At 72.9% G+C, this 22,159-nt stretch carries 26 protein-coding genes; 14 read left to right on the top strand and 12 right to left on the bottom strand.

Features of this window, described 5'->3' with window-relative positions; genetic code table 11:
- Window positions 1–170 precede the first annotated feature (170 nt).
- The 3 genes from ACQPZF_RS15635 to ACQPZF_RS15645 all read left to right on the top strand — a co-directional run bounded on the left by ACQPZF_RS15635 (window position 171) and on the right by ACQPZF_RS15645 (window position 3,879).
- On the top strand, window positions 171–371 hold the full coding sequence (locus ACQPZF_RS15635) for a cold-shock protein (protein ID WP_433272159.1): 201 nt from the start codon (window positions 171–173) through the stop codon (window positions 369–371).
- Between the two features lie 198 nt (window positions 372–569).
- Window positions 570–3,563, top strand: coding sequence for a TIR domain-containing protein (locus ACQPZF_RS15640; protein WP_433272161.1), 2,994 nt, complete (start codon window positions 570–572; stop codon window positions 3,561–3,563).
- 169 nt (window positions 3,564–3,732) lie between these two features.
- Window positions 3,733–3,879 carry a DUF1059 domain-containing protein gene (locus ACQPZF_RS15645; RefSeq protein WP_433272162.1) on the top strand — a complete coding sequence of 49 codons (147 nt, stop codon included), beginning with the start codon at window positions 3,733–3,735 and terminating at the stop codon, window positions 3,877–3,879.
- A gap of 8 nt (window positions 3,880–3,887) precedes the next feature.
- On the opposite strand, the gene ACQPZF_RS15650 is transcribed toward ACQPZF_RS15645, so the two are convergent.
- A complete protein-coding gene (locus ACQPZF_RS15650; RefSeq protein ID WP_433272163.1) occupies window positions 3,888–4,301 on the bottom strand; it encodes a hypothetical protein in 414 nt (137 codons plus the stop codon).
- A 76-nt stretch (window positions 4,302–4,377) separates the two neighbouring features.
- Between ACQPZF_RS15650 and ACQPZF_RS15655 the strand changes: the two genes are divergently transcribed.
- The 5 genes from ACQPZF_RS15655 to ACQPZF_RS15675 all read left to right on the top strand — a co-directional run bounded on the left by ACQPZF_RS15655 (window position 4,378) and on the right by ACQPZF_RS15675 (window position 6,745).
- Window positions 4,378–4,764 carry a PadR family transcriptional regulator gene (locus ACQPZF_RS15655; RefSeq protein WP_433272164.1) on the top strand — a complete coding sequence of 129 codons (387 nt, stop codon included), beginning with the start codon at window positions 4,378–4,380 and terminating at the stop codon, window positions 4,762–4,764.
- Window positions 4,761–5,429 carry a permease prefix domain 1-containing protein gene (locus ACQPZF_RS15660; RefSeq protein WP_433272166.1) on the top strand — a complete coding sequence of 223 codons (669 nt, stop codon included), beginning with the start codon at window positions 4,761–4,763 and terminating at the stop codon, window positions 5,427–5,429. The genes ACQPZF_RS15655 and ACQPZF_RS15660 overlap by 4 nt, the downstream gene beginning before the upstream one ends.
- A 93-nt stretch (window positions 5,430–5,522) precedes the next feature.
- Window positions 5,523–5,768 (top strand): DUF2630 family protein, encoded by a 246-nt coding sequence (locus ACQPZF_RS15665; RefSeq protein ID WP_433272169.1) that lies wholly within the window; start codon window positions 5,523–5,525, stop codon window positions 5,766–5,768.
- Between the two features lie 104 nt (window positions 5,769–5,872).
- Window positions 5,873–6,358, top strand: a complete 486-nt coding sequence (locus tag ACQPZF_RS15670; protein ID WP_433272171.1) for a DinB family protein — start codon at window positions 5,873–5,875, stop codon at window positions 6,356–6,358.
- A 192-nt stretch (window positions 6,359–6,550) separates the two neighbouring features.
- Entirely contained in the window at window positions 6,551–6,745 is a 195-nt protein-coding gene (locus ACQPZF_RS15675; protein WP_433272173.1) for a hypothetical protein, read from the top strand.
- Between the two features lie 232 nt (window positions 6,746–6,977).
- Here ACQPZF_RS15675 and ACQPZF_RS15680 read toward each other — a convergent pair whose 3' ends face one another.
- From ACQPZF_RS15680 to ACQPZF_RS15690, 3 genes are all read right to left on the bottom strand, one after another.
- Window positions 6,978–7,574 (bottom strand): Rho termination factor N-terminal domain-containing protein, encoded by a 597-nt coding sequence (locus ACQPZF_RS15680; RefSeq protein ID WP_433272175.1) that lies wholly within the window; start codon window positions 7,572–7,574, stop codon window positions 6,978–6,980.
- A 123-nt stretch (window positions 7,575–7,697) separates the two neighbouring features.
- Window positions 7,698–8,507: a DUF6292 family protein gene (locus ACQPZF_RS15685; protein ID WP_433272176.1), complete on the bottom strand. Its 810-nt coding sequence runs from the start codon at window positions 8,505–8,507 to the stop codon at window positions 7,698–7,700.
- 232 nt (window positions 8,508–8,739) lie between these two features.
- Complete coding sequence (locus ACQPZF_RS15690) at window positions 8,740–9,255, bottom strand: DUF1360 domain-containing protein (RefSeq protein ID WP_433272178.1); 516 nt, start codon at window positions 9,253–9,255, stop codon at window positions 8,740–8,742.
- A 164-nt stretch (window positions 9,256–9,419) separates the two neighbouring features.
- On the opposite strand from ACQPZF_RS15690, the gene ACQPZF_RS15695 reads away from it, so the two are divergent.
- On the top strand, window positions 9,420–10,067 hold the full coding sequence (locus ACQPZF_RS15695; RefSeq protein ID WP_433272179.1) for a lytic polysaccharide monooxygenase auxiliary activity family 9 protein: 648 nt from the start codon (window positions 9,420–9,422) through the stop codon (window positions 10,065–10,067).
- Between the two features lie 48 nt (window positions 10,068–10,115).
- Here the strand turns inward: ACQPZF_RS15695 and ACQPZF_RS15700 are convergent, their stop codons facing one another.
- From ACQPZF_RS15700 to ACQPZF_RS15710, 3 genes are all read right to left on the bottom strand, one after another.
- Window positions 10,116–11,354 (bottom strand): PP2C family protein-serine/threonine phosphatase, encoded by a 1,239-nt coding sequence (locus tag ACQPZF_RS15700; RefSeq protein ID WP_433272181.1) that lies wholly within the window; start codon window positions 11,352–11,354, stop codon window positions 10,116–10,118.
- A gap of 242 nt (window positions 11,355–11,596) precedes the next feature.
- Complete coding sequence (locus ACQPZF_RS15705) at window positions 11,597–12,880, bottom strand: erythromycin esterase family protein (RefSeq protein WP_433272183.1); 1,284 nt, start codon at window positions 12,878–12,880, stop codon at window positions 11,597–11,599.
- A gap of 210 nt (window positions 12,881–13,090) precedes the next feature.
- Complete coding sequence (locus ACQPZF_RS15710; RefSeq protein ID WP_433274573.1) at window positions 13,091–13,570, bottom strand: YbhB/YbcL family Raf kinase inhibitor-like protein; 480 nt, start codon at window positions 13,568–13,570, stop codon at window positions 13,091–13,093.
- Between the two features lie 416 nt (window positions 13,571–13,986).
- Between ACQPZF_RS15710 and ACQPZF_RS15715 the strand changes: the two genes are divergently transcribed.
- The 3 genes from ACQPZF_RS15715 (at window position 13,987) to ACQPZF_RS15725 (ending at window position 16,237) form a co-directional block, all read left to right on the top strand.
- A complete protein-coding gene (locus ACQPZF_RS15715; protein WP_433274575.1) occupies window positions 13,987–14,508 on the top strand; it encodes a nitroreductase family protein in 522 nt (173 codons plus the stop codon).
- The gene (locus tag ACQPZF_RS15720; protein WP_433272185.1) at window positions 14,501–14,800 is read left to right on the top strand and encodes a DUF6092 family protein; all 300 of its coding nucleotides are present in this window, start codon (window positions 14,501–14,503) and stop codon (window positions 14,798–14,800) included. The genes ACQPZF_RS15715 and ACQPZF_RS15720 overlap by 8 nt, the downstream gene beginning before the upstream one ends.
- 216 nt (window positions 14,801–15,016) lie before the next feature.
- Complete coding sequence (locus ACQPZF_RS15725) at window positions 15,017–16,237, top strand: hypothetical protein (protein ID WP_433272187.1); 1,221 nt, start codon at window positions 15,017–15,019, stop codon at window positions 16,235–16,237.
- Here ACQPZF_RS15725 and ACQPZF_RS15730 read toward each other — a convergent pair.
- Window positions 16,198–16,923 (bottom strand): spermidine synthase, encoded by a 726-nt coding sequence (locus ACQPZF_RS15730; RefSeq protein ID WP_433272189.1) that lies wholly within the window; start codon window positions 16,921–16,923, stop codon window positions 16,198–16,200. The two genes, ACQPZF_RS15725 and ACQPZF_RS15730, sit on opposite strands and share 40 nt — an antisense overlap.
- A 124-nt stretch (window positions 16,924–17,047) precedes the next feature.
- The gene (locus ACQPZF_RS15735; protein ID WP_433272191.1) at window positions 17,048–17,785 is read right to left on the bottom strand and encodes a hypothetical protein; all 738 of its coding nucleotides are present in this window, start codon (window positions 17,783–17,785) and stop codon (window positions 17,048–17,050) included.
- A 191-nt stretch (window positions 17,786–17,976) separates the two neighbouring features.
- On the opposite strand from ACQPZF_RS15735, the gene ACQPZF_RS15740 reads away from it, so the two are divergent.
- Window positions 17,977–18,717: a GAF and ANTAR domain-containing protein gene (locus tag ACQPZF_RS15740; RefSeq protein ID WP_433272194.1), complete on the top strand. Its 741-nt coding sequence runs from the start codon at window positions 17,977–17,979 to the stop codon at window positions 18,715–18,717.
- Between the two features lie 98 nt (window positions 18,718–18,815).
- Window positions 18,816–20,114 carry a cytochrome P450 gene (locus ACQPZF_RS15745; RefSeq protein WP_433272196.1) on the top strand — a complete coding sequence of 433 codons (1,299 nt, stop codon included), beginning with the start codon at window positions 18,816–18,818 and terminating at the stop codon, window positions 20,112–20,114.
- Here ACQPZF_RS15745 and ACQPZF_RS15750 read toward each other — a convergent pair.
- From ACQPZF_RS15750 to ACQPZF_RS15760, 3 genes are all read right to left on the bottom strand, one after another.
- On the bottom strand, window positions 20,062–20,535 hold the full coding sequence (locus tag ACQPZF_RS15750) for a GreA/GreB family elongation factor (protein ID WP_433272198.1): 474 nt from the start codon (window positions 20,533–20,535) through the stop codon (window positions 20,062–20,064). The genes ACQPZF_RS15745 and ACQPZF_RS15750 overlap by 53 nt on opposite strands.
- 136 nt (window positions 20,536–20,671) lie before the next feature.
- Entirely contained in the window at window positions 20,672–20,845 is a 174-nt protein-coding gene (locus ACQPZF_RS15755) for a hypothetical protein (RefSeq protein ID WP_433272200.1), read from the bottom strand.
- Window positions 20,846–20,853: 8 nt separating this feature from the next.
- Window positions 20,854–22,113 (bottom strand): NAD(P)/FAD-dependent oxidoreductase, encoded by a 1,260-nt coding sequence (locus tag ACQPZF_RS15760; RefSeq protein ID WP_433272202.1) that lies wholly within the window; start codon window positions 22,111–22,113, stop codon window positions 20,854–20,856.
- Window positions 22,114–22,159: the final 46 nt, after the last annotated feature.

Here is a 22,159-nt window from a genome sequence, read left to right on the forward strand (position 1 = left end):
ACGGGGTGGTCGTCAATCTTGTGTCCGTGTTTCCAACGTTTCGCGGGAACGAAGTTGCGGACGGGTTTCTTTCTTTGCCTTGCAGGACAAGCTGGAGAAGTCGTCGTCTCGGAACCGACCCGGAGGTCGCGTGGTGCGGCCCCGTATCCAGCACTGCCAAGGAGAAGATCTTGACTCAGGGAACCGTGAAGTGGTTCAACGCGGAGAAGGGCTTCGGCTTCGTCTCCCGTGAGGACGGCCCGGACGTCTTCGTGCACTACTCGGAGATCGACGGCTACGGCTACCGCTACCTGGAGGAGAACCAGCGCGTCGAGTTCGAGGTGAACCAGGGCCCGAAGGGCCCGCAGGCCACCGGCGTCCGCGCTCTCTGACCTCCCCCATCCCACCTGCTCCTACCGGCGGACCCGCCGACGGAGACTCGGGAACCGAAGCCCCCTGGACCCTCGCCGGTCCAGGGGGCTTCGGTCTGTCCGGGCAGCCTCCTAGCGGGTGCCGGAAGATCCGGCGGACGAGTGACCCGCTCCGCACGGTAACCGTTCCGCTACCATTCCTCCGGCACTCTGGGAGCCATGGTGGAGTCGAGCGGATCCGAGGTCGCGCCGCGCTCGCGGTACGACGCCTTCCTGTCCTACAGCCACGCCGCCGACGGCAGGCTCGCGCCCGCGCTGCAACGCGGCCTGCACCGGCTCGCCCGGCGGTGGAACCAGGTGCGGGCGCTGCGGGTGTTCCGCGACCAGGAGAGCCTGTCGGCGAACCCGGACCTGTGGACGACGATCGGCGAGGCGTTGCGGGAATCCCGGTACTTCATCCTGCTCGCCTCGCCCGAGGCCGCGCGGTCGCCGTGGGTGGCGCGTGAGGTCGGGTACTGGCGGGCCGAGCGGGAGCGTGGCACCTTCCTCATCGGCCTCACCGGCGGCGCGATCGTCTGGGACGAGGAGGCGGGCGACTTCGACTGGGAGCGCACCACGGCGCTGCCGGAGGCGTTGCGCGGCTGGTTCACCGCGGAGCCGTTGTGGGTGGACCTGTCCTGGGCGCGTGACCCGGCCGAGTTGTCGGTGCGGCACAGCAGGTTCCGGTTCGCCGTGGCCACCCTCGGCGCGCCGGTGCACGGCAAGGCCAGGGAGGAGCTGGACAGCGAGGACGTGCGCCGGCACCGCGTGACGACCTGGGTCCGCCGCGGGGTCGCGTCGGCGCTGGCCGTGCTGCTGGTCCTGGTGCTGGGTCTGGGCACGCGGACGATCGTGCAGCAGCGGGACGCGATCGAGCAGGGGCAGCGTGCGCTCTCCCGCGCGGTGGCCGCGAAGAGCGAGCTGATGGCCGACACCGACCCGGAGCTGTCCCGGCTGCTGGCCGTGGCCGCCTGGCGGGTCAGCCCGACGGCGGAGGCCGGTGCGGCGATGCTGCTGTCCGCCACCCGTCCCGCCGTGGCGCGGATCGCGAGCGGTGGCGAGGTGGTCGACGCGGTGGCGCTCAGCCCGGACGGCAGGACGCTGGCGACCGGTGGTGACGACGTGCGGCTGTGGGACGTCGCGACCCGGCGGCAGGTCGGCCGGACGATCGACGATCACGCGGGGGCAGTGGGGGCGGTCGCGTTCAGCCCGGACGGCCGATCACTGGTCACCTCCGCCGAACGGGCCTCGGTCCGGTTGTGGGACGTGGCAACGCAGGACCCGATCGGCGAGCCCGGCCAGGAGCCCGACGACAGGCTGGTGATGGGCGTCACCTTCAGCGTGGCGTTCAGCCCCGATGGCACGACGGTCGCTCAGGGCGAGGGCGGCAACACGGTCACGCTGTGGGACGTGCGGGGCAGGGCGACCCTCGGCACGTTCCAGGCCGGTCCGGTCACCATCGGCACCCAGGCCATGGTCCCGCCGTCCATCGCCTACCACCCGAACGGGTCGGTGTTGGCCACCATCGGCCCGGACGGCGCGGTCTGGTTCTGGGACCTCGCGACGCGCACCCGACTCGGCGAGCCGCTGCCCGCCCACCCCGCCGACACCACGAGCCAGGTCGCCCCGGTGCTGGCGTTCAGCCCGGACGGCTCGGTGCTCGTCACCGCCGGCACGGACGGGGCGATCCGGTTCTGGGACACCGCCACCCGCCAACCGGTCGGCGCGCCGCTCACCGGCCACACCCGGCCCGACCGCATTACGCTGCCGCAGTCGTTGGCCCTCAGCCCCGACGGGCGGGTGCTGGCCGCGGGCAGCGAGGACGGCCGGATCCGGCTGTGGGACGTCCGCAGCCGCAACCTGCTCGGCGCGCTCCTGAGCGGCCACACCCGCCCGGTCGCCTCGGTCGTGTTCAGCTCGGACGGCCGGACCTTGGCCAGCGGCGGGCGGGACGGCACCGCACGGCTGTGGGACGTCACCGAGCGACTCCAACTCGCCCATCCGGCGGTCGAGCACACCGGTCAGCTCTACGCGCTGGCGTTCAGCCCCGACGGCAAGACCCTGGCGACCGGCGGCGACAACGGCGAGACGGCCGGCGACCACGGCAGCAAGGAGGCGTGCGGCCACAACGGGTGGGGCGTGTGCAGCGTCGACAACGGCAAGTTGGAGGTGATCGGCGGTCGTGGTTCGTTCGTGATGCAATACGACCCGCCCGGAGCCCGCCGGCCGGCGCCCACCGGGCCGCCGCGCACGGTCATGCTGTGGGACGTCGCCGAACGGCGGGCGATCGCCGACCTGCCGACCCGCACCCGCAAACCGGTCCTGTCGGTGGCGTTCAGCCCGGACGGCCGCACCCTGCTCACCGGCGGGCTGAACGGCGCCGGCGACGGGGCGACCCTGTGGGATCCGGCCGGTCGGACCCGACTCGGCGACCCGCTGCCCGACCGGCTGAGGGTGGTTCGCTCAGCGGCCTTCAGCCCGGACGGCGGCACGCTCGTGACGGCCGGTCTGGGCGGTGAGACCAAGGCGGTGGTGTCGTTCTGGGACTTCCAGGGCCGGGAGCTGCTCGGCTCGTTCGAGGTGGAGGACGTTGTGTACGCGACGGCGTTCAGCCCGGACGGGGACGTCCTCGCGACCGGGAGCGGCGACGGGACCGTGCGGCTGTGGGACGCCGGCACGCGGCAGCCGGTCGGCGAGCCGCTGACCGGCCACACCGGTCAGGTCGGCGCGCTGGCGTTCAGCCCGGACGGCCGGACGCTGGCGAGCGCGGGCGACGACGGTGTGATCCGCCTGTGGGACGTCCCGAACCGCAGTGCGGCAGGCGACCCCCTGGTCGGGCACACCGGCGCGGTGTACTCCGTGGCGTTCAGCCGGGACGGCCGCACGCTGGCCAGCGGTGGCGGGGACAGCTCGGTGCGGCTGTGGGAGCTGGAGGCCCGCAAGCAGGTCAGCGCGCCGCACGTGGGCCACCGGCAGCCGGTGCGGGCGGTGGCGTTCAGCCCGGACGGCCGGACCCTGGCCAGTGCCGGCGAGGACAACGCGGTCCGCTTCTGGGACGTCGGCTTCACCGCCGACACCGCCGCGCTGCTGTGCGGCACGGCACGCCGTTCGCTCACCCCGGAGGAATGGGCCCGCCACCTGCCGGAAGCGCAGTTCCGCCAGGTGTGCCCGTGACCTCGTGTCCGACCCGGGTGGGCCGCTGCTCGGTGGGGCAGCCGCACCAGAGTGCACGGCGGGGCTTTCCACCATCGGGCGGTCTCCGCGCCGGGTCCACGCTCAACCCGGTCGACAACCGCGCCGGCGTCGGTACAGTCGGACTGGAAGATCGGCAGCGGAGGATGCGATGAAGCGGAACATCACGTGCCCCTGCGGGGAGCAGATCGCCGGCAAGGACGAGGACGACCTCGTGGCGAAGACCCAGCAGCACCTCAAGGAGAACCACCCGGGCCACGACTACTCCCGTGACGAGATCCTGTTCATGGCCTACTGAGCCGGGCATCACGCTCCGGTCGTGGAGCCGGGCCGGACGATCATCAGCACGACGACGACCGCCCACAGCAGGTTGAACAGGCCGGTCGTCATGGCGAGCCGCGCACCGGTCCCGCCGGCGAGCACCCGGCGCTGGACCGGCAGGATGCCCAGCACCAGCAGGCCCGCCGCGAGCGCGGTCAGCACCACGGACGTCACCAGCCACGCGTCACCGAGGACCCCCATCCGCGCGCCGGTGACGATGCCGAAGACGGGCACGGCGATGCCGATGATCGCGTACGTGCGGCAGGTCCGGTGCAGGAAGGCCGCGACACCGGTCGGCGACTCCCGCGCGAAGCGGGGGAACAGCGACGCGGCCACGGCGATGGGGCCGATGGCGATGATCGCGACGAGCACGTGCAACGAGAGCCACAGCTTGGCCACCGCGTCTCCTTGGGTAGGCAGGCAACATATGTTGGCTGCCAATAGGTACCACACCTACGGTGTAGGCTGCCAACCTATGAGGACGGACGCGGTGCGCGGGCACCTGGACGCGCTGCTCCTGGCGGTGCTCGAACCGGGGCCGCTGCACGGCTACGCGGTCATCACCGCCGTCCAGCAGCGCAGCGGCGGCGTCTTGGAGCTGCGCACCGGCACGGTCTACCCGGCGCTGAGCCGGTTGGAGCGGCTGGGACTGCTGCGCAGCGGCTGGCAGCCGGTGGCCGACCGGCCCCGGCGGTGTTACGAACTCACCGACGCCGGGCGGCGCGGCCTGGCCGCCGAGCGGTCGACGTGGCAGCAGTTCACCGCCGCGATCAGCGCCGTGCTCGGTTCGGCCATGCCCGACTCGGCCGTGCTCGGTTCGGCCATGCCCGACTCGGCCGTGCCCGCGAGGAGTGCCACGTGAACACCGCGCAGCACGCCGACCCGGTGGAGGACTACCTCGCCACGCTGGCCACGTCCCTGCACGGCCCGGCCCGCGCGAAAGCCGTGATGATGCGGGAAGTCCGCGAGGGCCTCGCCGACGCCGTGGAGGCGCAGACCCGCTTCGGCGTGCCCCACGGCCAGGCGGCCCACCGCGCGGTGCGGGACTTCGGCGCCGCCGACGAGGTCGCGCCGTGGTTCCAACGGGAGCTGACCATCGCGCAGACCCGCCGCACGGCCCGCGTCGCCGCCGTCGCCGTGCCGATCCTGGTCGCGTGCCAACTCCTGGTGCACCTCGCCGCCCGTGACCCGGACTGGCGGCTGGGCGCGCTGGCCGCCCACCTCGCCGCCGTGGCGACCGCCGCCGGCCTGCTGGCCGTGACGGCGCTGACGGCCACCGGCCCGCTCACCCGCCTGCTGCCGACACCGCACCGGCTGCCGACGGCCGTCGCCTGGACCGCGACCGCCGCCGCCGCGGGCATGGCACTCGCCACCCTGGCGCTCGGCGTCACCTCGATCCTGTCGACCGACTGGCCGCTCACCTCGCTCGCCGGCGTGCTCGCCGCACTGGCGCACGGGGTGGTCGCCTCCTCGGCCCGTGCCTGCCGGCAGTGCGCACGGGCCGGCGCAGGAGCACTGCCAACCTGACGGTGGTGGGCGCTTGTTGCCTCTGCACGGTGCGGATTTCCGCCTCCCGGTCGCCCGTTGGCGGACCCGTCCGGGCCTGCCTACGCTGGTCGTATGACGGACACCGAGATCCACACCCGGATCAGCGACCTGGTCGCCGAGGAGCACGAGTTGCGGGAACGGGTGGTGGCGGGCGAGCTGGCCCCGGAGGAGGAGCAGACGCGGCTGCGTGACCTGGAAGTGGCCCTGGACCAGTGCTGGGACCTCCTGCGGCAGCGCCGCGCCCGCCAGTCCGCGGGCCAGGACCCGGACAGCGCGGACGTGCGCCCACCCGGCCAGGTCGAGAACTACCGCCAGTAGCACCGGCTTGAGCCATCCGACGCGGCAATCCTCCGCGCCGTGTCGGTGTCGCCTGTTAGCGTGCCGCGAGACCTCACGACCCGGCAGGCAGGGGCGCGGACCCGATGGACGACGACGGCGAGAAGGCCGCATTGTCGATGTTCCTGAACGCGCAGCGCGCCAGCGTGCTGGCGATCGTCGACGGCCTCGACGCCGAAGCGCTGACAACCCCCGTCCTGCCCTCGGGGTGGACCCCGCTGGGCCTCGTCGAACACCTCGGCCACGCCGAGCGGCACTGGTTCCAGGAAATCCTCACCGGCTCGGCGGAACCACTGCCGTGGCCGGACGACCACCTGCCGCTGACCACTCCGCGACCGCCGTCCGTGGTGTTCGCGTTCTACCGCGCCCAATGCGAGCGGTCCGACGCCGCGCTCGCCGCCACTCCGCTGTCGACGCCGCCCCGGGGCCGTCACCCGGACCCGCTCGGCAAGGAGACCACCGACCTGCGCCGGATCGTGCTGCACATGATCGAGGAGACCGCCCGCCACGCGGGCCACCTCGACGCCGCACGAGAGCTGCTCGACGGGAAGACCGGACTCGGTCCCCGGTAGCCCGCCGCGAACGCCGATCCGCGGCCCGGGTGCACGCCACTGTCCACAGTAGAATGTCGGTCCGCTGGCCGAGTACTCCCTGGTGGTGCTCGACGGTGGTGTTCCGGTGGCGCGGGCGGTCGGCGTGCCGTTGGTGTTTCCCGATGCCGAGCGCCGGAAACTGCCGGACCACGGGTGGGACGGGATCATCCTGTGGGCGGTCGAGGACGCTCTGGAACGGCCCAGTGGGAGGCGTGGGCGGGGGAGGCGTTCGTCGACGGGCCGAACGTCGTGGCGGGCGGGCTCGTGCCGGTGCTGGCATCGAGGGCGATGGATGTCGGCGTCTACGCGGAGCCGAACGTGTGGGTCGAGCACATCCTCGACGTGCCGCTCCGGAACGGCTTTTGATCAAATATCGCTCCAGGCGGTGTACGCCTCGCACATCCGGGTAGCCCCGAAGGGCAGTGCGCGCGCGTACTGCACGGAAGGCCCGTTTCGGCGGGCCGGGCCCGGCCGACGCGGAACCGTTGATCAACCAGCGTCCGCGTTGGCCTGGCTTGCCGTGCGCGCCCGGGTCGCCGGGTGTGCTCGGGCGACCACGAACGGCCTGCCCGGCGGAGCAGACCGTCCGTGCGACCGTTCAGCCGTCCTCGCGGTCCGGGCTCTCCAGGCGGAAGAAGTTGCTCTGCGCGCCGTCCGAGCGCTGTTCCTGGTAGATGAAGTTCAGCCGGCGCTCGTCGAAGGTCGCGAACCACTCGTCCCAGTCCACCCGTTGCAGCTCGTCGCCGCCGTAGCCGGGGAAGTCGAACCGCAGCACGCCGAGATGGCCGTCGTGCTCGGTGCCCTCGACGGTGGCCGGCCTCGCGTCGCGTTGTTCCGCCCACTGCCGGATGACGTCGTGGCTGGTGGTCACGAGGCTGCGGCCGGGTCGTTCCGGCTCGTTGTCGGGTGAGGTGACCTCCTGGGAGTAGCGCAGGCTCTTCGAGGTGTCCTTGCCGGTCCGGACACCGCCGCCGGCATCGCCCTCACTGCGTGGCCGTGGCGTGCCACCGCCGCTCATGGCTTCGGCGACCGCGTGCACGAGGTCGTCCTTGCGCATGTCGTGCGTGCCGCTGATGCCGAGTTCCACCGCCTTCCCGCGCAGTTCGGCGACGGTCATCCCGGCGAGTTCGCTCTCGTTCACGTCAGGGGTGTCGGGCGTCCGGTTGCCCTTCTCCCGTGTTCGCTGCTTGCTCATGTCGTCCTCCTCACGCAGTGGCCTACCCGTGCCCTCCGCCGGTACACCTCGGGCCGGGAACCCTGCCGGGTCGGGGGTGTCGTGGCGGGTGACCGGTCACCGGTCGTGGTCGGGCCCGCCTGCTCAGGCCCCGCGCTGCAACGCCGGCGCGGACGTGACGGCCGCGTCCAGCGTGGGGTGCACGGACAGGACGAGGTCCGCCCGGGTGACCAGGATCGGGTTGACGACGTTGCGGCGTCGGGCCACGACGGCGAGCCTCGTGTGATCGCGGCGGGCGCGGGCGCTGATGTCGATCAGCAGCGAGATGCCCGCGGCACCGAGGAACGTGACGCCGTCCAGGTCGACCGCCAGCAGGTGCGGGCGCTTGGCCAGTTGGGTCGTCAGTTCGGCGCGCAGCAGGCCGACCGTGGCCTTGTCGATCTCGCCGCTCACGGCGGTGACGACGAGGCCGTGGTGTTCCGTGCTGCGGGCGTTGAGCTGCTCCTCCGGTGCTTGGAGGGTGCTCGCCTCGCACAGCGGAACCCGAGGCGCCTGCCCGCGGTTCGCGGCGCGTAACCGGGTCCACAGGTCGTGGTGGTCGGCCGTGCGCAGGTGGACGGGGCGGGGGTCGCCGGGGCGGTGGTCGCGGATCAGCTCGGCGACGAACGCGGCCACCGCTTCGGGAGCCGGCACGGCGTCGTGGCCGAGGTAGGCCAGCACGATCAGGTCCTCGCCGCTGTGCGTCTCCACCGCCGCCGACCACCCGAGCCGCTCGTCCCACAGCAGGGCGAGGTCCCGCTCGGGGAAGGCGGGCAGCCGGCCGTCCAGCGCGAGGTAGGCGGAGGCGGGCGGCTCGGTGTCGGTGTACGAGCCGTCGCCGCTCAAGCCGAGTCCCGTCGCGACCAGCCCCACGTACCACCGCAGTTCCCGGGACAGCGCAAAGTCGAAATCCACGTCCATAGCACCCACCGCACGGTCTCGGATCCGGTCCGCGCCGGCTGCTTGACGCCTTATGGGCTTACCCGGAAGGCGATCGGCGCAAACGGTGGGTCGCGACACGTCGGCATCCGTCGCAGGGCCGGCCGCCGGTCGCCGAGGTCGACGGTTGGAGTCGGAGGTCGACGGTTGGAGGGTCGGCGGCGGTCGGCGGTCGGCGGTCGGCGGGAGGACCCGTCGGTGGTCCGGGTCAGGACGGGACCGCCGACACCTGCTTGGCGTGGTCGTAACCGATGTGCAGCCAGTCGGACGCGGCGACGGCGGTCAACGCGGTCATCACCAGCCGGGTGACCCGCGGCGCGAACACCCGGCCCGCCACGAGTGCGCCGGCGACCCACACCCCCGAGCAGAACGGGCACGTCACCAGCTCGCCCACGGCGTGCCGCCCGCCGTCGTGCCGGACCGACTCGTGGACCTCGGCCTCACCCGCCGCGCCGGCGTACCGGGTGAACGGCGCCCGCAGCACGCTGGTCACCGAACTCTTGGTCAACAGCCGACTCGCCTTGTGCGTCGCCACCGACAGCAGCACCACGTCACCCGCCGAGAACCGCTCGGGCAGCCGGACCCCGCGCCGCCTGCCGACCAGCGCCGCGACACCGACCAGCGCGGCGTACGTGCCCAGCGAGGCCAGGTACCCGGCGAGCGGGCGCTCCTCGTCACCGGCGTAGGCGTCACGGACACGGCGCAGCGACTCGGTCATCGACATGAACGCAGAGTTGCCGAGGCCCGCCGGCCGAAACCCCGGACCCCGGTGGCGCGGGTCCGCACGTCCCACGAACGGACGGGTGGCGCGATCGCCCGCGGAGGCGCGAGAATGGTCTAGACCTTCTCGCGTGAACAAGCCCGGCCGCCGCGGAAGGGGAGACCGTGATGCAGTTCCGACGCTCGGCCGCCGTCCTGGCGGCGCTGACCGGCGCCTTCGTGACGATGACCGCGGTGGTCGTCGTGCCCGCGCACGCGCACGGCTCGATGAGCAACCCGGCCAGCCGGATCTACCGCTGCTTCAGCGAGGGCCCGGAGAACCCGAAGTCCGCCGCGTGCAAGGCCGCGGTGCAGGTCGGGGAGAGCTGGCCGCTGTACGACTGGGACGAGGTCAACCAGCCCAACGCCAACGGGAGAAGCCGCGAGATCATCCCGGACGGCAAGCTGTGCAGCGCCGGCCGGGACAAGTACAAGGGCATCGACCTGCCCCGCGCGGACTGGCCCGCCACCACCCTGCCCGCCAGCGGCCAGGTCACTTTCGCGTACAAGGCGACCGCCCGGCACCCCGGCACGTTCGAGCTGTACCTGACGAAGCCGGGCTACGACCCGACCCGGCCCCTGAAGTGGTCGGATCTGGAAGACACGCCGTTCTACCAGAAGCTCAACCCGCCGGTGGCCGGCGGCGCCTACCAGTTGACGGCGAACCTGCCCGGCGGTCGCACCGGCCGTCACCTGATCTACTCGATCTGGCAGCGCCACCACCCGGACAGCGGTGAGGCGTTCTACACCTGCTCCGACGTCATCCTCGGCGGCTGACCGGCGCCGGCAGGGCCCTGGTCCCGGGGTCCTGCCGGCCGGGTCGGGTCAGATCGTGGGCGGCAGCGCCTGCGCGCCGCCGGGGCTCCACTCCAGCATGAGCAGGGTGGCGTCGTCCTGGAGCCGGCCGCGCTGGTGCTCCAGGACGGCGCGGGTGATGCGGCGCAGCGTCTCGGGCGCCGGCAGCCCGGCGGCTTCGTGGCGTTCGGTGAGTTCGACCAGGCGGTCGAGTCCGAACAGCTCGCCCTCCGGGCTGCGGGCCTCGGTGACGCCGTCGCTGTGGAACAGCACCCGGTCGCCCGGGCGGAGCTGCTCGGCAAGCTGCTCCGGCTCGGCCGGGACGAGGTGGCCCAGGCCGAGCGGCGGGCGCACCGGACCGTCGAGCAGGGTCGCCATCTTCCCGTCGCGGAGCAGCACCGGCGGCGGGTGGCCGGCGTTGAGGTAGTCCAGCTTGCCGGTGGCCAGGTCGAGCCGGGCGAGCAGGGCGGTGGCGAACCGCATCCGGTCGGGCGGGTTCTGCCCGAGGATGTCCCGGTCCGCCAGCACGGCGGCTTCGGCGAGGTCCAGGCCGTTGCGGCGGGCGTTGCGGGTCGCGGCCAGCGCCACGGCGGTGGTCAGGCCGGCGCTCATGTCGTGGCCCATGGCGTCGAAGACGGAGAGGTACGCGCGGTCGGCGTCGACCGCGTAGTCGTAGCCGTCGCCGCCGACCTGGTCGTAGGGCTCCATCACGGCCGTGACCACGAGCCGTTCGCAGGCGAACGTCTGCGGCGGCAAGAGCTGCCACAGCAGCTCCGACGCCACGGACAGCGGCTTCGTGCGGCGCACGACGTGGAACAGGTCGCTGTAGTGCTGCTTGGACTGGATCAGATGCCCGACCAGGCCGATCAGGGTCCAGCACTGCGCGCGCAGCCGCTTGTCCTCCGGGTCGGCTCCGGCGGGCAGGGTCATGTGCGCCACGCCCAGCCGTTCGGTGCCGTTGAGCACCGGGAGCCATAGCTGCGGCGGCGTGTCGACCGCCACGATCTCCACGTCCCGGTAGGCCCGGCCGGCGGCGGGGGAGGCGACCTGTAGTGACGGCCCCGCCGCGGGATCGAGCGGGTGTAGCTGCTGCTGGCCGAGGTCCACCAGGAAGAGCCGCACCGTCACGCCGACCGGCGCGGTCGCGTCGTCGATGATGTCCGCCAGGTCGTCGGCGGTGGCCAGGTGCGAGCCGTTGATGATCTTGCTGAGCACCCCGTGCCATGCCCCGTCGTCGCCTGCGTACGGACCGGCGCTCGCGTCGCCCACGGCCTCACCTCCCTGGTGAACGCGACGTGGTCCGTCCGCCGGCGAGGTCGCGCTCGTCGGTGTCGGGATTGCCTCTGGTCGCCCGCGTCAACCACGGACGTCGGACGCCACAGCGGGGGAGGTTCCGGTGCCCGACGCTGTGTCCAATGGGACCACGCATCGGGTCGGTGCGCCAGATCGCGGCCCCGCGCCGCCTGCCGGTCCGGGAAGACCGGCGTGCCGGTCGGCGCGGTGCGCTCCGATCAGGTGCCGGTCGGGTAGGTCTCCGGTTCCAGGACGTCGACCTGCCGTGTGTTCAGGGGGTGCAATGCCCGGGTCTCGTCGAACCAGAGGAACGCGTCGTAACGGTCACCGGGGATGGTCGGCACGTAGTTGCTCCACCGGTCGCGTTCCGGGTGGTAGACCACGCCGATCGCGCGGTGGCCGAGTTCGGCGGTGAGCAGGTCGGGCTGGTCGTCGAGGGGGAAGACCAGCAGGGCCCGCCGGGGCGCGGCGTCGTGCAGGACGTCTTCCAGTGAACCCGGCCGGGCCGGCGGCACGGGCATCTCGCGCATCGGCGCGCCCCAGGCGTCACCGGCGATCACGGTGCCGCGGTGGCTGCCGAACCCCACGAGCACGACCTGGTCGTCGCCGTGCCGCTCGCGGGCGAGTTGACCGATGTTGACCTCGCCGCGACCGGCCATGCCGGTGGCGCGGGCGTCGCCCACGTGCGTGTTGTGCGCCCACACCACTGCCTTCGAGCGTGGTCCGTAGTGGGACAGCAGTCGGGCGAGGGTGTCGTCCATGTGCCGGTCACGCACGTTCCACGACTCGCGCCCGCCGCCGAGCATCGCCCGGTAGTAGCGCTCGGCGCCGGCGACCACCTCGGCGTTCTGCCAGGCCCCGAACGCGCCGCCGTCACCGGCGGCCCGCTGCCGCAGCCGCACCAGCAGGTCGGCGACCTCGGTCTCGCAACCGGCGGGCACCAGCCGGGTGGCCATCGCGTAGTCCCGGGCGCTCTCGCCGTACGGCTCGAAGCACCGGTAGGCCTCCAGCGCCGCGGGCACCTCGGCCGGGTCGTGCTCCCGCAGGTGGACCAGGATCTCGCGCAGCGACTCCCACAGCGAGTACACGTCCAGGCCGTGGAAACCGGTGCGCCGGTCCTCGTCCAGTCCGGCGTTGCGGGCGCGCAGCCACCGGCAGAAGTCGGCGACCTCCTCGTTGGCCCACATCCACGTCGGCCACCGCTCGAACGCGGCCAACGCCCGACGCGGGTCGCCGGGCGCGTCCGGCGAACAGCGGACGGCGCGGTCCACCCGGTCGCAGTCGGGCCAGTCACCCTCCACGGCGACGAACGAGAAGCCCCTCTCCTCGATCAGCCGCCGCGTCAGCACCGCACGCCACCGGTAGAACTCGTGCGTGCCGTGGCTGGCCTCGCCCAGCATCACCACCCGCGCGTCGCCCACGCGGTCGACCAGCACGTCGAAACCGCCCGCGTCCTCCAGCGGCGCGGCCAGCGCCACCACCTCGTCCCGGTACCGCGTCACCACGTCCTCCCGAACCGGCGGCCGTCCACTCCCGGGGTGAGACCGAGGACACCACCCGGCGGGAACATCACGCCCGCCCGCGCCGTTGTACGAGGCGGTCGGTGCGGTTCGTGTCCCCGGGCCCCACCTCACAGCCGCCGCGGAATACCTTCGGGAGCCGCGCCGTGCCAACCGCCGAGAGGCGACCGCCGTGCCGACCCTTCGACTCGATCACCGGCCGAACAGCCCCACGAGGGTGCCGCCGGCGAGGACGCGGCCCTCGATCGCGGCGCGCACGTCGTCGGCCGTGACGCCCTCGCCGAGCCCCAGTGGCCGGTCCACGGCGTACAGGCGGAAGAAGTACCGGTGCGGTTCGTCGCCGATCGGCGGTCGCGGGCCGCCCCAGCCCAACTCGCCGTAGCCGTTGCGGCCGACCGCCGCCCCTTCCGGCACCGCGCCTTCCCCGACCGCCGTCACGTCGGCCGGGATGCCGACCACCACCCAGTGCGTGAACGTGCCGGCGGGCGCGTCCGGGTCCTCGCAGAGCAGCACCGACTCCTCGGTCCCCGGCGGCACGTCCGACCACTGCAACGGCGGCGACGTGTCACCGCCGTCCCGCGAGTACCGGTCCGGGATCATGGTGTGCCCGCTGAACGCCGCGCTGCGCAGGTCGAGGCCGCCGTCCGCCGCCACGCCGCCGCCCCCGCCCAGCGGCCCCGACGCCCGCTCGCCGACCGCGCGCGGCGGGTGCTCGCGCTGCAACTGCTCGTTCGCGGCCCGGTCGGCGTGCTGGTCCGGGACGCCGTGGTCGTCGAACTCGGCTCGCAGCCGCGTGCGCCGGATGTCGTACTTGTGGCTTCCGGGATCAGGCATGTCCGCCTCCTCCACTCGTTCGACGGCGGGTCCGCTGAACGCGCCTCCCACCTGGCTTACCCGGCCGGGCGATCGGTACACCGGGAACGCCGGGCCGGTCACGCCGAGAATCAGGTGAAAGCCACCTGGATGAGTGAATCCGGGTCGGTGGCGGTCGTCCCGGGTGTGGTCGACGGCGGAGTGGCTACCCGACGCGGGTGACTGTCGACGCTTCCCCGGAAAAGCGAACACCGGCGTATTCGCCGACCGACTTCGTGCGCGTCCTGAAGACTCGCAGCGTTGTGCGCGACTACACGGAAAAGCGGGTGGACGATGACGTGGTGGAGTCGATGCTGGACGCCCTCCTGTCCGCGCCGACCGGCGGGAACCTCCAGGCTTGGGCATTCGTGGTAGTGCGCGATCCCAGACGGGTGGCACAGCTCAGGGCCTTTTCCCCAGGGGTCATCGGCTCGCCCGCGCTGCTCTTGGTCGCCTGCTTCGACACGTTCCGGTACAAGGGCTCGATGATATCGAGCGCCGGGCGGTTGTGCGTGTCGATGGCCGTGGAGAACTTCCTGCTGGCCGCTCACGCGCACGGCCTGGGGGCATGTCCGGTGAGCAGTTTCCGGGTCGCGCCCCTGTGCCTCCTGCTGGAACTGCCGGACCACCTGGAGCCGATGCTGATCGTGCCGGTCGGCTATCCGGCCGCCGAGCCGGAGCGATCACAACGGCGTCCCAGGGAGGAGGTGGTGAGTTATGAGGTCTACGGACGACGCGATGCCTCCTCGCGTGCGTGAGGGGCTGGCGCTCTTGGCGAGCTACCTGCTGAGTTCCGCGCGTGGATTGCTGGACGAGCCTCCGGATTACGGGCACTTCCGCTGCATGGACGGGGCGCGCCGGGCCCTCGAGTTGCTGGATGCCGAATCGGGCAAGGATCCGCGTGTCATCGCCGTGCGCACGAGATTGGACGAACTTTCCTCGGCGGCGATGAATACCCAGGACATTACGGGGCCACTGGACGACCTGTGCCTGGAAATGGCCCGCGTGGTAAAGGACTCGATGACCCGCGAGACGGATGCGAAGTCCTGACTTCCCAAGCTGTCCTGTTCAGGAGGTAGCATGTCCGCCCCTCGGTCTTCCCACCTTCCCGCTGCCACCGGAGGAGGTGGCCGCCCGGCGCGAGTCGATGCACCGGCAGAGGCCGACGAGATATTCATTCTCCACCCACCCGAGGGGCACGGTAGACCATCGGTGTTGAAAAGACACCGGGTACCTTCGAATACGCGTTCCTGGCCGGTGCCCGGGGTGAACGGAATGTGGTTCGTCTCGTTCGCGGACTCCGCCGTGCCCGCTCCCGGTGGCGGAGATGCCGGGTGTGCCGCGGCCGAGCGTGCGAGACGGCGGATGGCCGAGCTGGGCGCCTATTTCGGCACCGACCACCTCACCGCCGGAACCGGAGCGCTCTGCCTGGAGAGCGGCCGGCACGCGACGCAGGCGATCTTCACCGAGACCTGGCTCCGGGATCGGCGGCACTACCTGCACCTCAGAGGCGCCAAGAAGCTGACCGGCGCGGTCACCGACGCGGCGCGGCTCGACCTGGTCACGGGCGTCTGCCTGTACAGCTCAGCGACCGTGCGGTTCACCGACGAGCGCGGCGACAGCCCGGCGCTGCTCCACCCCGGAGTGGGGCGGCTGACCGGCCCGTTGCGGAGGATCGTCGCCGATGACGAACTGTCGGTGTACGAACGCGAGGCCATCGTCCGCCAATCGCGGGTGATCGCCGATCTGCTCGCCGTGCTGCCCGCCGACCTCCCCACGACGGTCACCATCGACGTGCCGCGGGTCCAGTACTACTGCTACCTCCTCGACGCCTTCCGGCGCGGACACGTCCGCGCCGACCTCATGCTGCGGTGGTTCGACCTGGTCGACGCCCGGCACACCCAGCTCACCGGCGCGTTCCGCGCCCGACTGCGCACCACTCTGGACTCCGTCCGCCGCGCCGACGTCGCGGTCCGCACCGCGCCGGGGCTCGACCCGCTGGCGCAGCGCCTCCGTGACGCGGTGTCGGGCACCGGCAGCCGGATGCCGCCCATCAGGGACCTCGTGGCGGTACAGGCCGCCGCCGACCCGGTGTGGGAAGTGCTGCAACGCGTCCAACCCCCGCGCGATCGCGACCAGCTATGGGAGATGAGCTACACCGTGGAGGTGCTGAGGGCGATCGGCATCCACGACACCGGCGGGCGGGCACTGGCGATGATGGTCGACCGTTACGCGGAGTTCCCGATCCTCCAGCACGCGCAGCGAGTGCAACGACGCATCGACCAGTCCAGCAGCGGGTTGCCGGTACTCGGCCTCTACCCGGCGGAGCGCGTGATCAACGTCGGCCGTGACGGCGTGCCGGAATCGCTCTACTTCCAGGACGCCAGTCGGTACGTGGTAGCCGACGACCACACCACCGTCGACCTGTTCCCGCTGATCGACGGCCTCTACGAGGCCCCGGGCGAGTCGGCGGTGCGCGCGAGGTAGACGGTGCTGGTGGCCTCGCGTTGCTGCAAGGGGTTGGGGAAGCGGACGATCTCGGCGGTTGCGTGAGCGAAGTGGCGGCCGAGCGCCGCGGTGTAGTCGTCGTCCGGTGGTTCGTTGGACCACAGCGCGAACACGCCGCCGGGGTGGAGCCGTGCCGCCAGGCGGCGGAGTCCGTCGGGTCGGTAGAAGTCGGCGTTGTCCGGGTGCAGCAGGTGGCTTGGCGAGTGGTCGATGTCGACGATGACCGCGTGGAACCGGCGGTCGGGTTCCGCCGGGTCGAATCCCGTGCGGGACATCTCGAAGAAGTCGCCGTGGACGAGTTCGCAGCGGGGGTCGGCGGCCAGTTCCTCGCCGCCGGGCAACAGGCCTCGGCGGTGCCATTCGATGACTTCGGCGAGCGCGTCGACGACCAGCACCGAGCGCACGGCCGGGTGCTCCAGCACGGTGCGCGCGGTGTAGCCGAGGCCCAGGCCGCCCACCACCACGTCGAGCGGCGCGGGCAGGCCGGCCAGCGCCAGGCGGGCCAGTTCCACCTCGGAGACGGTGAACAGGCTCGACATCAGGAACTCGTCGTTGAGCTTGATCTCGTGGACCTCGCGGTCGAACGCGGGATCCCAGCGCCGGCGCAGGACGAGTTCGCCCAGGGGCGTCCGGCGCCAGTCGAGTTCCTGGAAACGTGCGCTCATCTCGGGTGCCTCCGGTCGCGTGCGGGGCGCCCGGGTCGGTCTTGCGCGGGTGGACTTCCGGTGTGGGCGGCGCCCCATGATCGCAGGGTTCGGCGACCGGCGTGCCGGCGGTGCGCCGGCACGACTACCCGGCCACTCCCCGGGCCCGCTGGGAGGCTCGGTAGGCGGGGCCGCGCAGCCGGTTGAGCCGGCCGTCCGGGTGGAACCGGTCCAGCGCGTGGGCGGTGACGTCGAAGCTCGGGTCGACGTCCGGGGCGGGTCCGGTCAAGGTGAGGGTCGCGACCGGCCGCCACGGCCCGGTCACCTCGGCCACCATGAGCCGGAACGCCAGCGGTCCGGCTGCCTCGGGCAGTTCCGCCAGGTCGACCGGCAGGTGGCGGGCCGGGTCGGCGGGCACGGCGGCCAGCATGAGGCGCCGGCCGCCGACCTGGTACGGCAGCAGCGACGTGTACGTGGTGGCGAAGTCGCGGCGGGGCGTCAGCAGGTGGCGCAGGCCGGCCCGGCTGCCGGTGGTCGCCAGTGCCAGGTCCAGCGGGACGCCCTCGCCGCCGGCGTCCTCGATGCGGACGGCCAGGCCCAACACGTCCGGCAGGCCGCGCGGGGTCGAGACGGCCTTGGACAGGCGCACGAGCGCCGGGTGCTCGCCCGGCTCGTCCAGCAGCGGCACGCCGTGGTACTGCGTCCCGGTCACCGAGAACACGGCGCGGAACACCACGCCGCGCGGGTGGAACAGGCGGGCGCCACGCATCGCCGAGCCCAGCCGGACCAGCGCGGTGACGCTCCGGGTCAGGCCGTTCCGCGGCGGTAGGGCGGTCACCGGTTGCCGCTGCGCGCGGCCGGGCGGTGGCGTCTGTGCGCTCATGGCGATCTCCCGGATCGGTAGCGCGGGAAGGGTTCCCCCACGGGCGTGATGTCACGCCCCGGAGTTCCTGGCGAGGTGTCGCGTGCGGAGTTCGTGGCGGGCTGTCACCTCCCGGAGATCGGCGGCGCTTTCGTCCGTTCGTCGGCATTCGCCTCCGGCTGCGCGGGTAACCCGGTCGCCGAGGAGGCCACATGACCGACGACCAGGCGAGTCCCGAGGCTACGCCGGAGGGCACCGGTTGGCCGGGTGTCGCGAGCAGGCTCGCGGAGTTGGCGCGTGCTCTCCAGCAGCAGGACAACCCGCAGGAGACGCTGGACGAGATGGTGCTCGCGGCCGTGGGCACCGTTCCGGGCGCGGAGCAGGCCGGGGTCACCACGATCCGCGAGCGGCGGGAGGTGGACACCGTGGCGGCGTCGGACCAACTCGTGCACAAGATCGACGCAATCCAGTACGAGACCGGGCAGGGGCCGTGCCTGGCCGCCCTCTACGACGACAAGACCGTGCTCGCGGCCGATCTCGCGACCGAGCCCCGGTGGCCGCTGTTCACCGAACGGGCCCGCGATCTCGGGGTGGGCAGCATGCTGTCGTTCCAGCTCTTCGTCGCCGGGGACGACCTGGGGGCGCTGAACCTGTACGCGCTGCGCAGCGAGGCGTTCGACGACGAGTCCATTCAAGTCGGCATGCTGTTCGCCACGCACGCCGCGGTCGCGTTGGCCGCCGCGCAGCGCCAGCAGGAACTGGTCCAGGCCCTGCACACCCGCGACCTGATCGGCCAGGCCAAAGGCATCCTGATGGAGCGCTACAAGCTCACCGGGGACCAGGCGTTCGCCCTGCTCACCCGCGTCAGCCAGCACACCAACACCAAGCTGCGCGGTCTCGCCGAGGAACTGGTCACCAGCGGCGAACTGTCCGGACTGCCGCCGAAGCGCTGACCGGAACCCGTCCGAGGAGGCGCCGCTCCACTGTCGACTGTGGACCCGGGATCGCCACCAACGGCGTTTCCGGCACCGCGCGGAGGGCATCCCAGCCCATGCGGACACCTCTCGTCGACCAGACGGCAGCCCTGCTCGCCCACGGTTACCGCTGGCTGCCCGGTCTGCGGCGGGACGCGCCGGCGGGCGTCGCGCACACCCGCGTGCTGGGGCAGCGGGCGGCGGTCCTGTGCGGGCCGGAGGCGGCGCGGTACTTCTACGACGAGGACCACGTCCAGCGCCGCACGGCCATCCCCGGCCCGGTGCTGAGCACGCTGTTCGGCCACGGAGCCGTGCACACCTTGGACTCGGTCGAGCACCGGCGCCGCAAGGCGTTGTTCCTCTCGGTGCTGACCCCGGGCGGTGTGGCGGACCTGGCCGCCCACGCGTGCGAGGCCTGGGACGACGCGGTCGCGTCCTGGCGGCCGGGCCGGGACGTGGTGCTGTTCGACGCGGCGAGCCGCGTGCTGACCAGGGCGGTGTGCCGGTGGGCCGGCGTCCCGCTGGACGACGCCGTCGCACGTGACGTCACCGCGATGGTCGACGGGTTCGCCACCCCCGGTCCGCGCCACTGGCGGGCGCGGAAGGCCCGCGACCGCCGGGAGAGGTGGCTGGCCGGGTTGATCGAGGAGGCGCGGAGCGGCGTGGAGCCGGCCTCGGCGCGGTCGGCGCTGGACGAGGTCGCCCACCACCGGGACGCCGGCGGCGGGCTGCTCGACTCGCGGGTGGCCGCGGTGGAGCTGTTGAACGTGCTGCGGCCGACCGTCGCCGTCTGCTGGTTCGTCATGTTCGCCGGGCACGCGCTGCACCGGTGGCCCGCGCACCGCGAGCGGCTGGCTTCGGGCGAGCCGGAGTTCGCCACCGCGTTCGCGCACGAACTGCGCCGGTTCTACCCGTTCGCCCCGTTCCTCGGCGGCCGGGCGGTGCGCGACCTGGAGTGGCGCGGCGAGCCGATCCCGGCCGGCTCCCTGGTGCTGCTGGACGTCTTCGGGCAGCACCACGACGCCGGCCTGTGGGGCGATCCCTACGCGTTCCGGCCACAGCGGTTCGTGGACCGCCCCGTCGGCGCCTTCGACCTCATCCCGCAGGGCGGCGGCGACCCCGCGACCAGGTCATCGCTGCCCCGGCGAACCCGCCACGATCGGACTGCTGGAGGCGCTCACCGTGCGCTTGGCGCGGACCCGCTACGACGTGCCCGCGCAGAACCTGACCATCTCCCTCCAGCGCGTGCCCGCACTGGTGAAGAGCAGGTTCGTCATCACCCCTGCGACCTGACCGCCGCGGAGGCCTCGCGTGATCGCGCGGTCAACGGCTTGCGGCGCGGTGGTGTCCGTAGGGGACGGCTTCGACCAGCGTGACCCGGACGGTGCCGCCGTCGGGGACGCGGTAGGCGCGCTGTTCGCCCCGGCGTGCGCCGGTCAGCGCGGCGCCCAGGGGCGAGGCGGGGGAGTAGACCTCGATGTCGCCGTGCTCCGCGGCGCGCGTGCCCAGCAGGAAGGTCTCTGTGTCTCCGGTGTCGTCGTAGCGGACGGTGAGCACCATGCCTGGCTCGGCGACCCCGTCGTCGGGCGGGTCCTGGCCGACGACGGCGTCGTTCAGCAGGTCCTGGATCTCGCGGATGCGTCCCTGGCGCTGCTGTCGCCGGGTCGGGTCGCGGTCGTCCTGGTCGGTGGTCTCGCCGAGGACCGGGGCGGCGCCGCTCGCGAGCAGGTCGGCGAGTTCGGCCCGCAGCCGCCGGTGGGCGTGCGGTGTCAGCCAGACGCGTCGAGTACTGGTCATGGTGGCCCTCGTGGTCTTGTCGTCGGGGTGCGGGATGCCGTCAGGGCGGCCGGAGAGGGGATGGGCCGCCCTGACGGCGGGGTGTCCGCGGTGCCGGGTGCTGATCGGCGCCGGTACCGCGGACTTGGGTGGTGGATCAGTGGTGCGAGGCGCCGGTGGCGCGTGACCGGAGGATGGCGTCGACGTCGCGGGCGTAGTCGGCGGCGATGCGCGTCAGGATGTCGCGTTGGACCCGCAGCAGCGTGTTCTCGGCGCGCAGCCAGGCCAGTTCGGCGCGTTCCGCACCGGTGAGCGGGTGGCCGTCGTCCATGCGGTCGCTCAGCGCAGCGGGTCGAACTCGCGCAACGCCGCGGGTTGCTTGCCGGTGGTGATCTGCTCGGCCAGCAACCTCCCGGTGACCGGGCCGTGCGCCAGTCCCCACATGCCGTGCCCGCCCGCGACGTACACCCCCGGCACGCGCACCGCGCCGATCAGCGGACGCCCGTCGGGCGTGACCGGGCGCGGGCCGACCCACACGTCGCGGCGCTCGTCCCAGCGCACCCCGTCGAGCAGCGGCCGGGCGGACGCGATGATCGCCGCCAGCCGTGCCGGGACGCCGGGCGCGTCCGGGTCGCGGAACTCCATCGTGCCCGCGACCCGCAGCGCACCCTGGTACGGGGTGCACGCCACCCGCACGTCGGGCAGGTAGACCGGGCCGGGGACCGGGCGGTCCACCGGCACGGTGAACGAATAGCCGCGACCGGCCCGGACCGGGACGCGCACGCCCCAGCGGGACGCGAGCCGGGACAGCCACGCCCCGGTGGCCACGACCGCGACGTCGGCCGACACGGCCTCGCCGGTGCGGGGGTGCACCGCGACCCCGTTGCCGTGGGTGCGGACGTCGACGGTCTCGAACAGGCGGATCGTGGCGCCTCGGGCGACGACCGACCGGGCCAGTGCCTGGACGAAGCCGCCGGGGTCGATGTGCCGCTGCCCGTCGATGCGCACACCCGCGGTGAGCGCGGGCGACGCCAGCGGGATGTGCTCGCGCAGCCGGTCCCCGTCGAGCGCGGTGTGGTCGACCGGCTGCCCGGCGTCGGCCATCCTGCGCAGTTCCCGCAGCAGCCCCCGCGCCTGGTGCGGCGTCTCGAAGGCGGCGGTGATCGGCGCGTCGACCGTGGGCGCGTCCACGCCGTTGGCGGTGAGCACGTCGAACGCCTCGACGCACTCGTCGTTGAGCGGCAGGTTGGCCCGCACCGCCCGCGTCCAGGACGACCAGCGGCAGTTCGCCGCGAACCGCGCGAGGAACGCCCACAGCCCGGGGTCCGCCGACAGGGGGATGTGCAGCGGCGCGGTCGGGGTCAGCAGCGACCGCAGGCCGTAGCGCAGCACCGTCGGCTCGTTGAGCGGGATGGCCAGGCCGGGCGCGATCCACCCGGCGTTGCCCCACGACGCCCCGGCCGCCACCCCCGTGCGGTCCACCACCGTCACCTCGACCCCGCGCTCCTGGAGGAACCACGCGGTCGACAGGCCCACGATGCCCGCCCCGACCACGACCGCCGACCGGGGCCCGCCGTCGATGCGACCGACGTCGCCCATGATTACCTCCACGCCGAGCCGAACTGCTGACAAGGCCAGCATCGCC

This window comes from Actinosynnema sp. CS-041913, assembly GCF_050942485.1.
Taxonomy (GTDB): Bacteria; Actinomycetota; Actinomycetes; order Mycobacteriales; family Pseudonocardiaceae; genus Actinosynnema.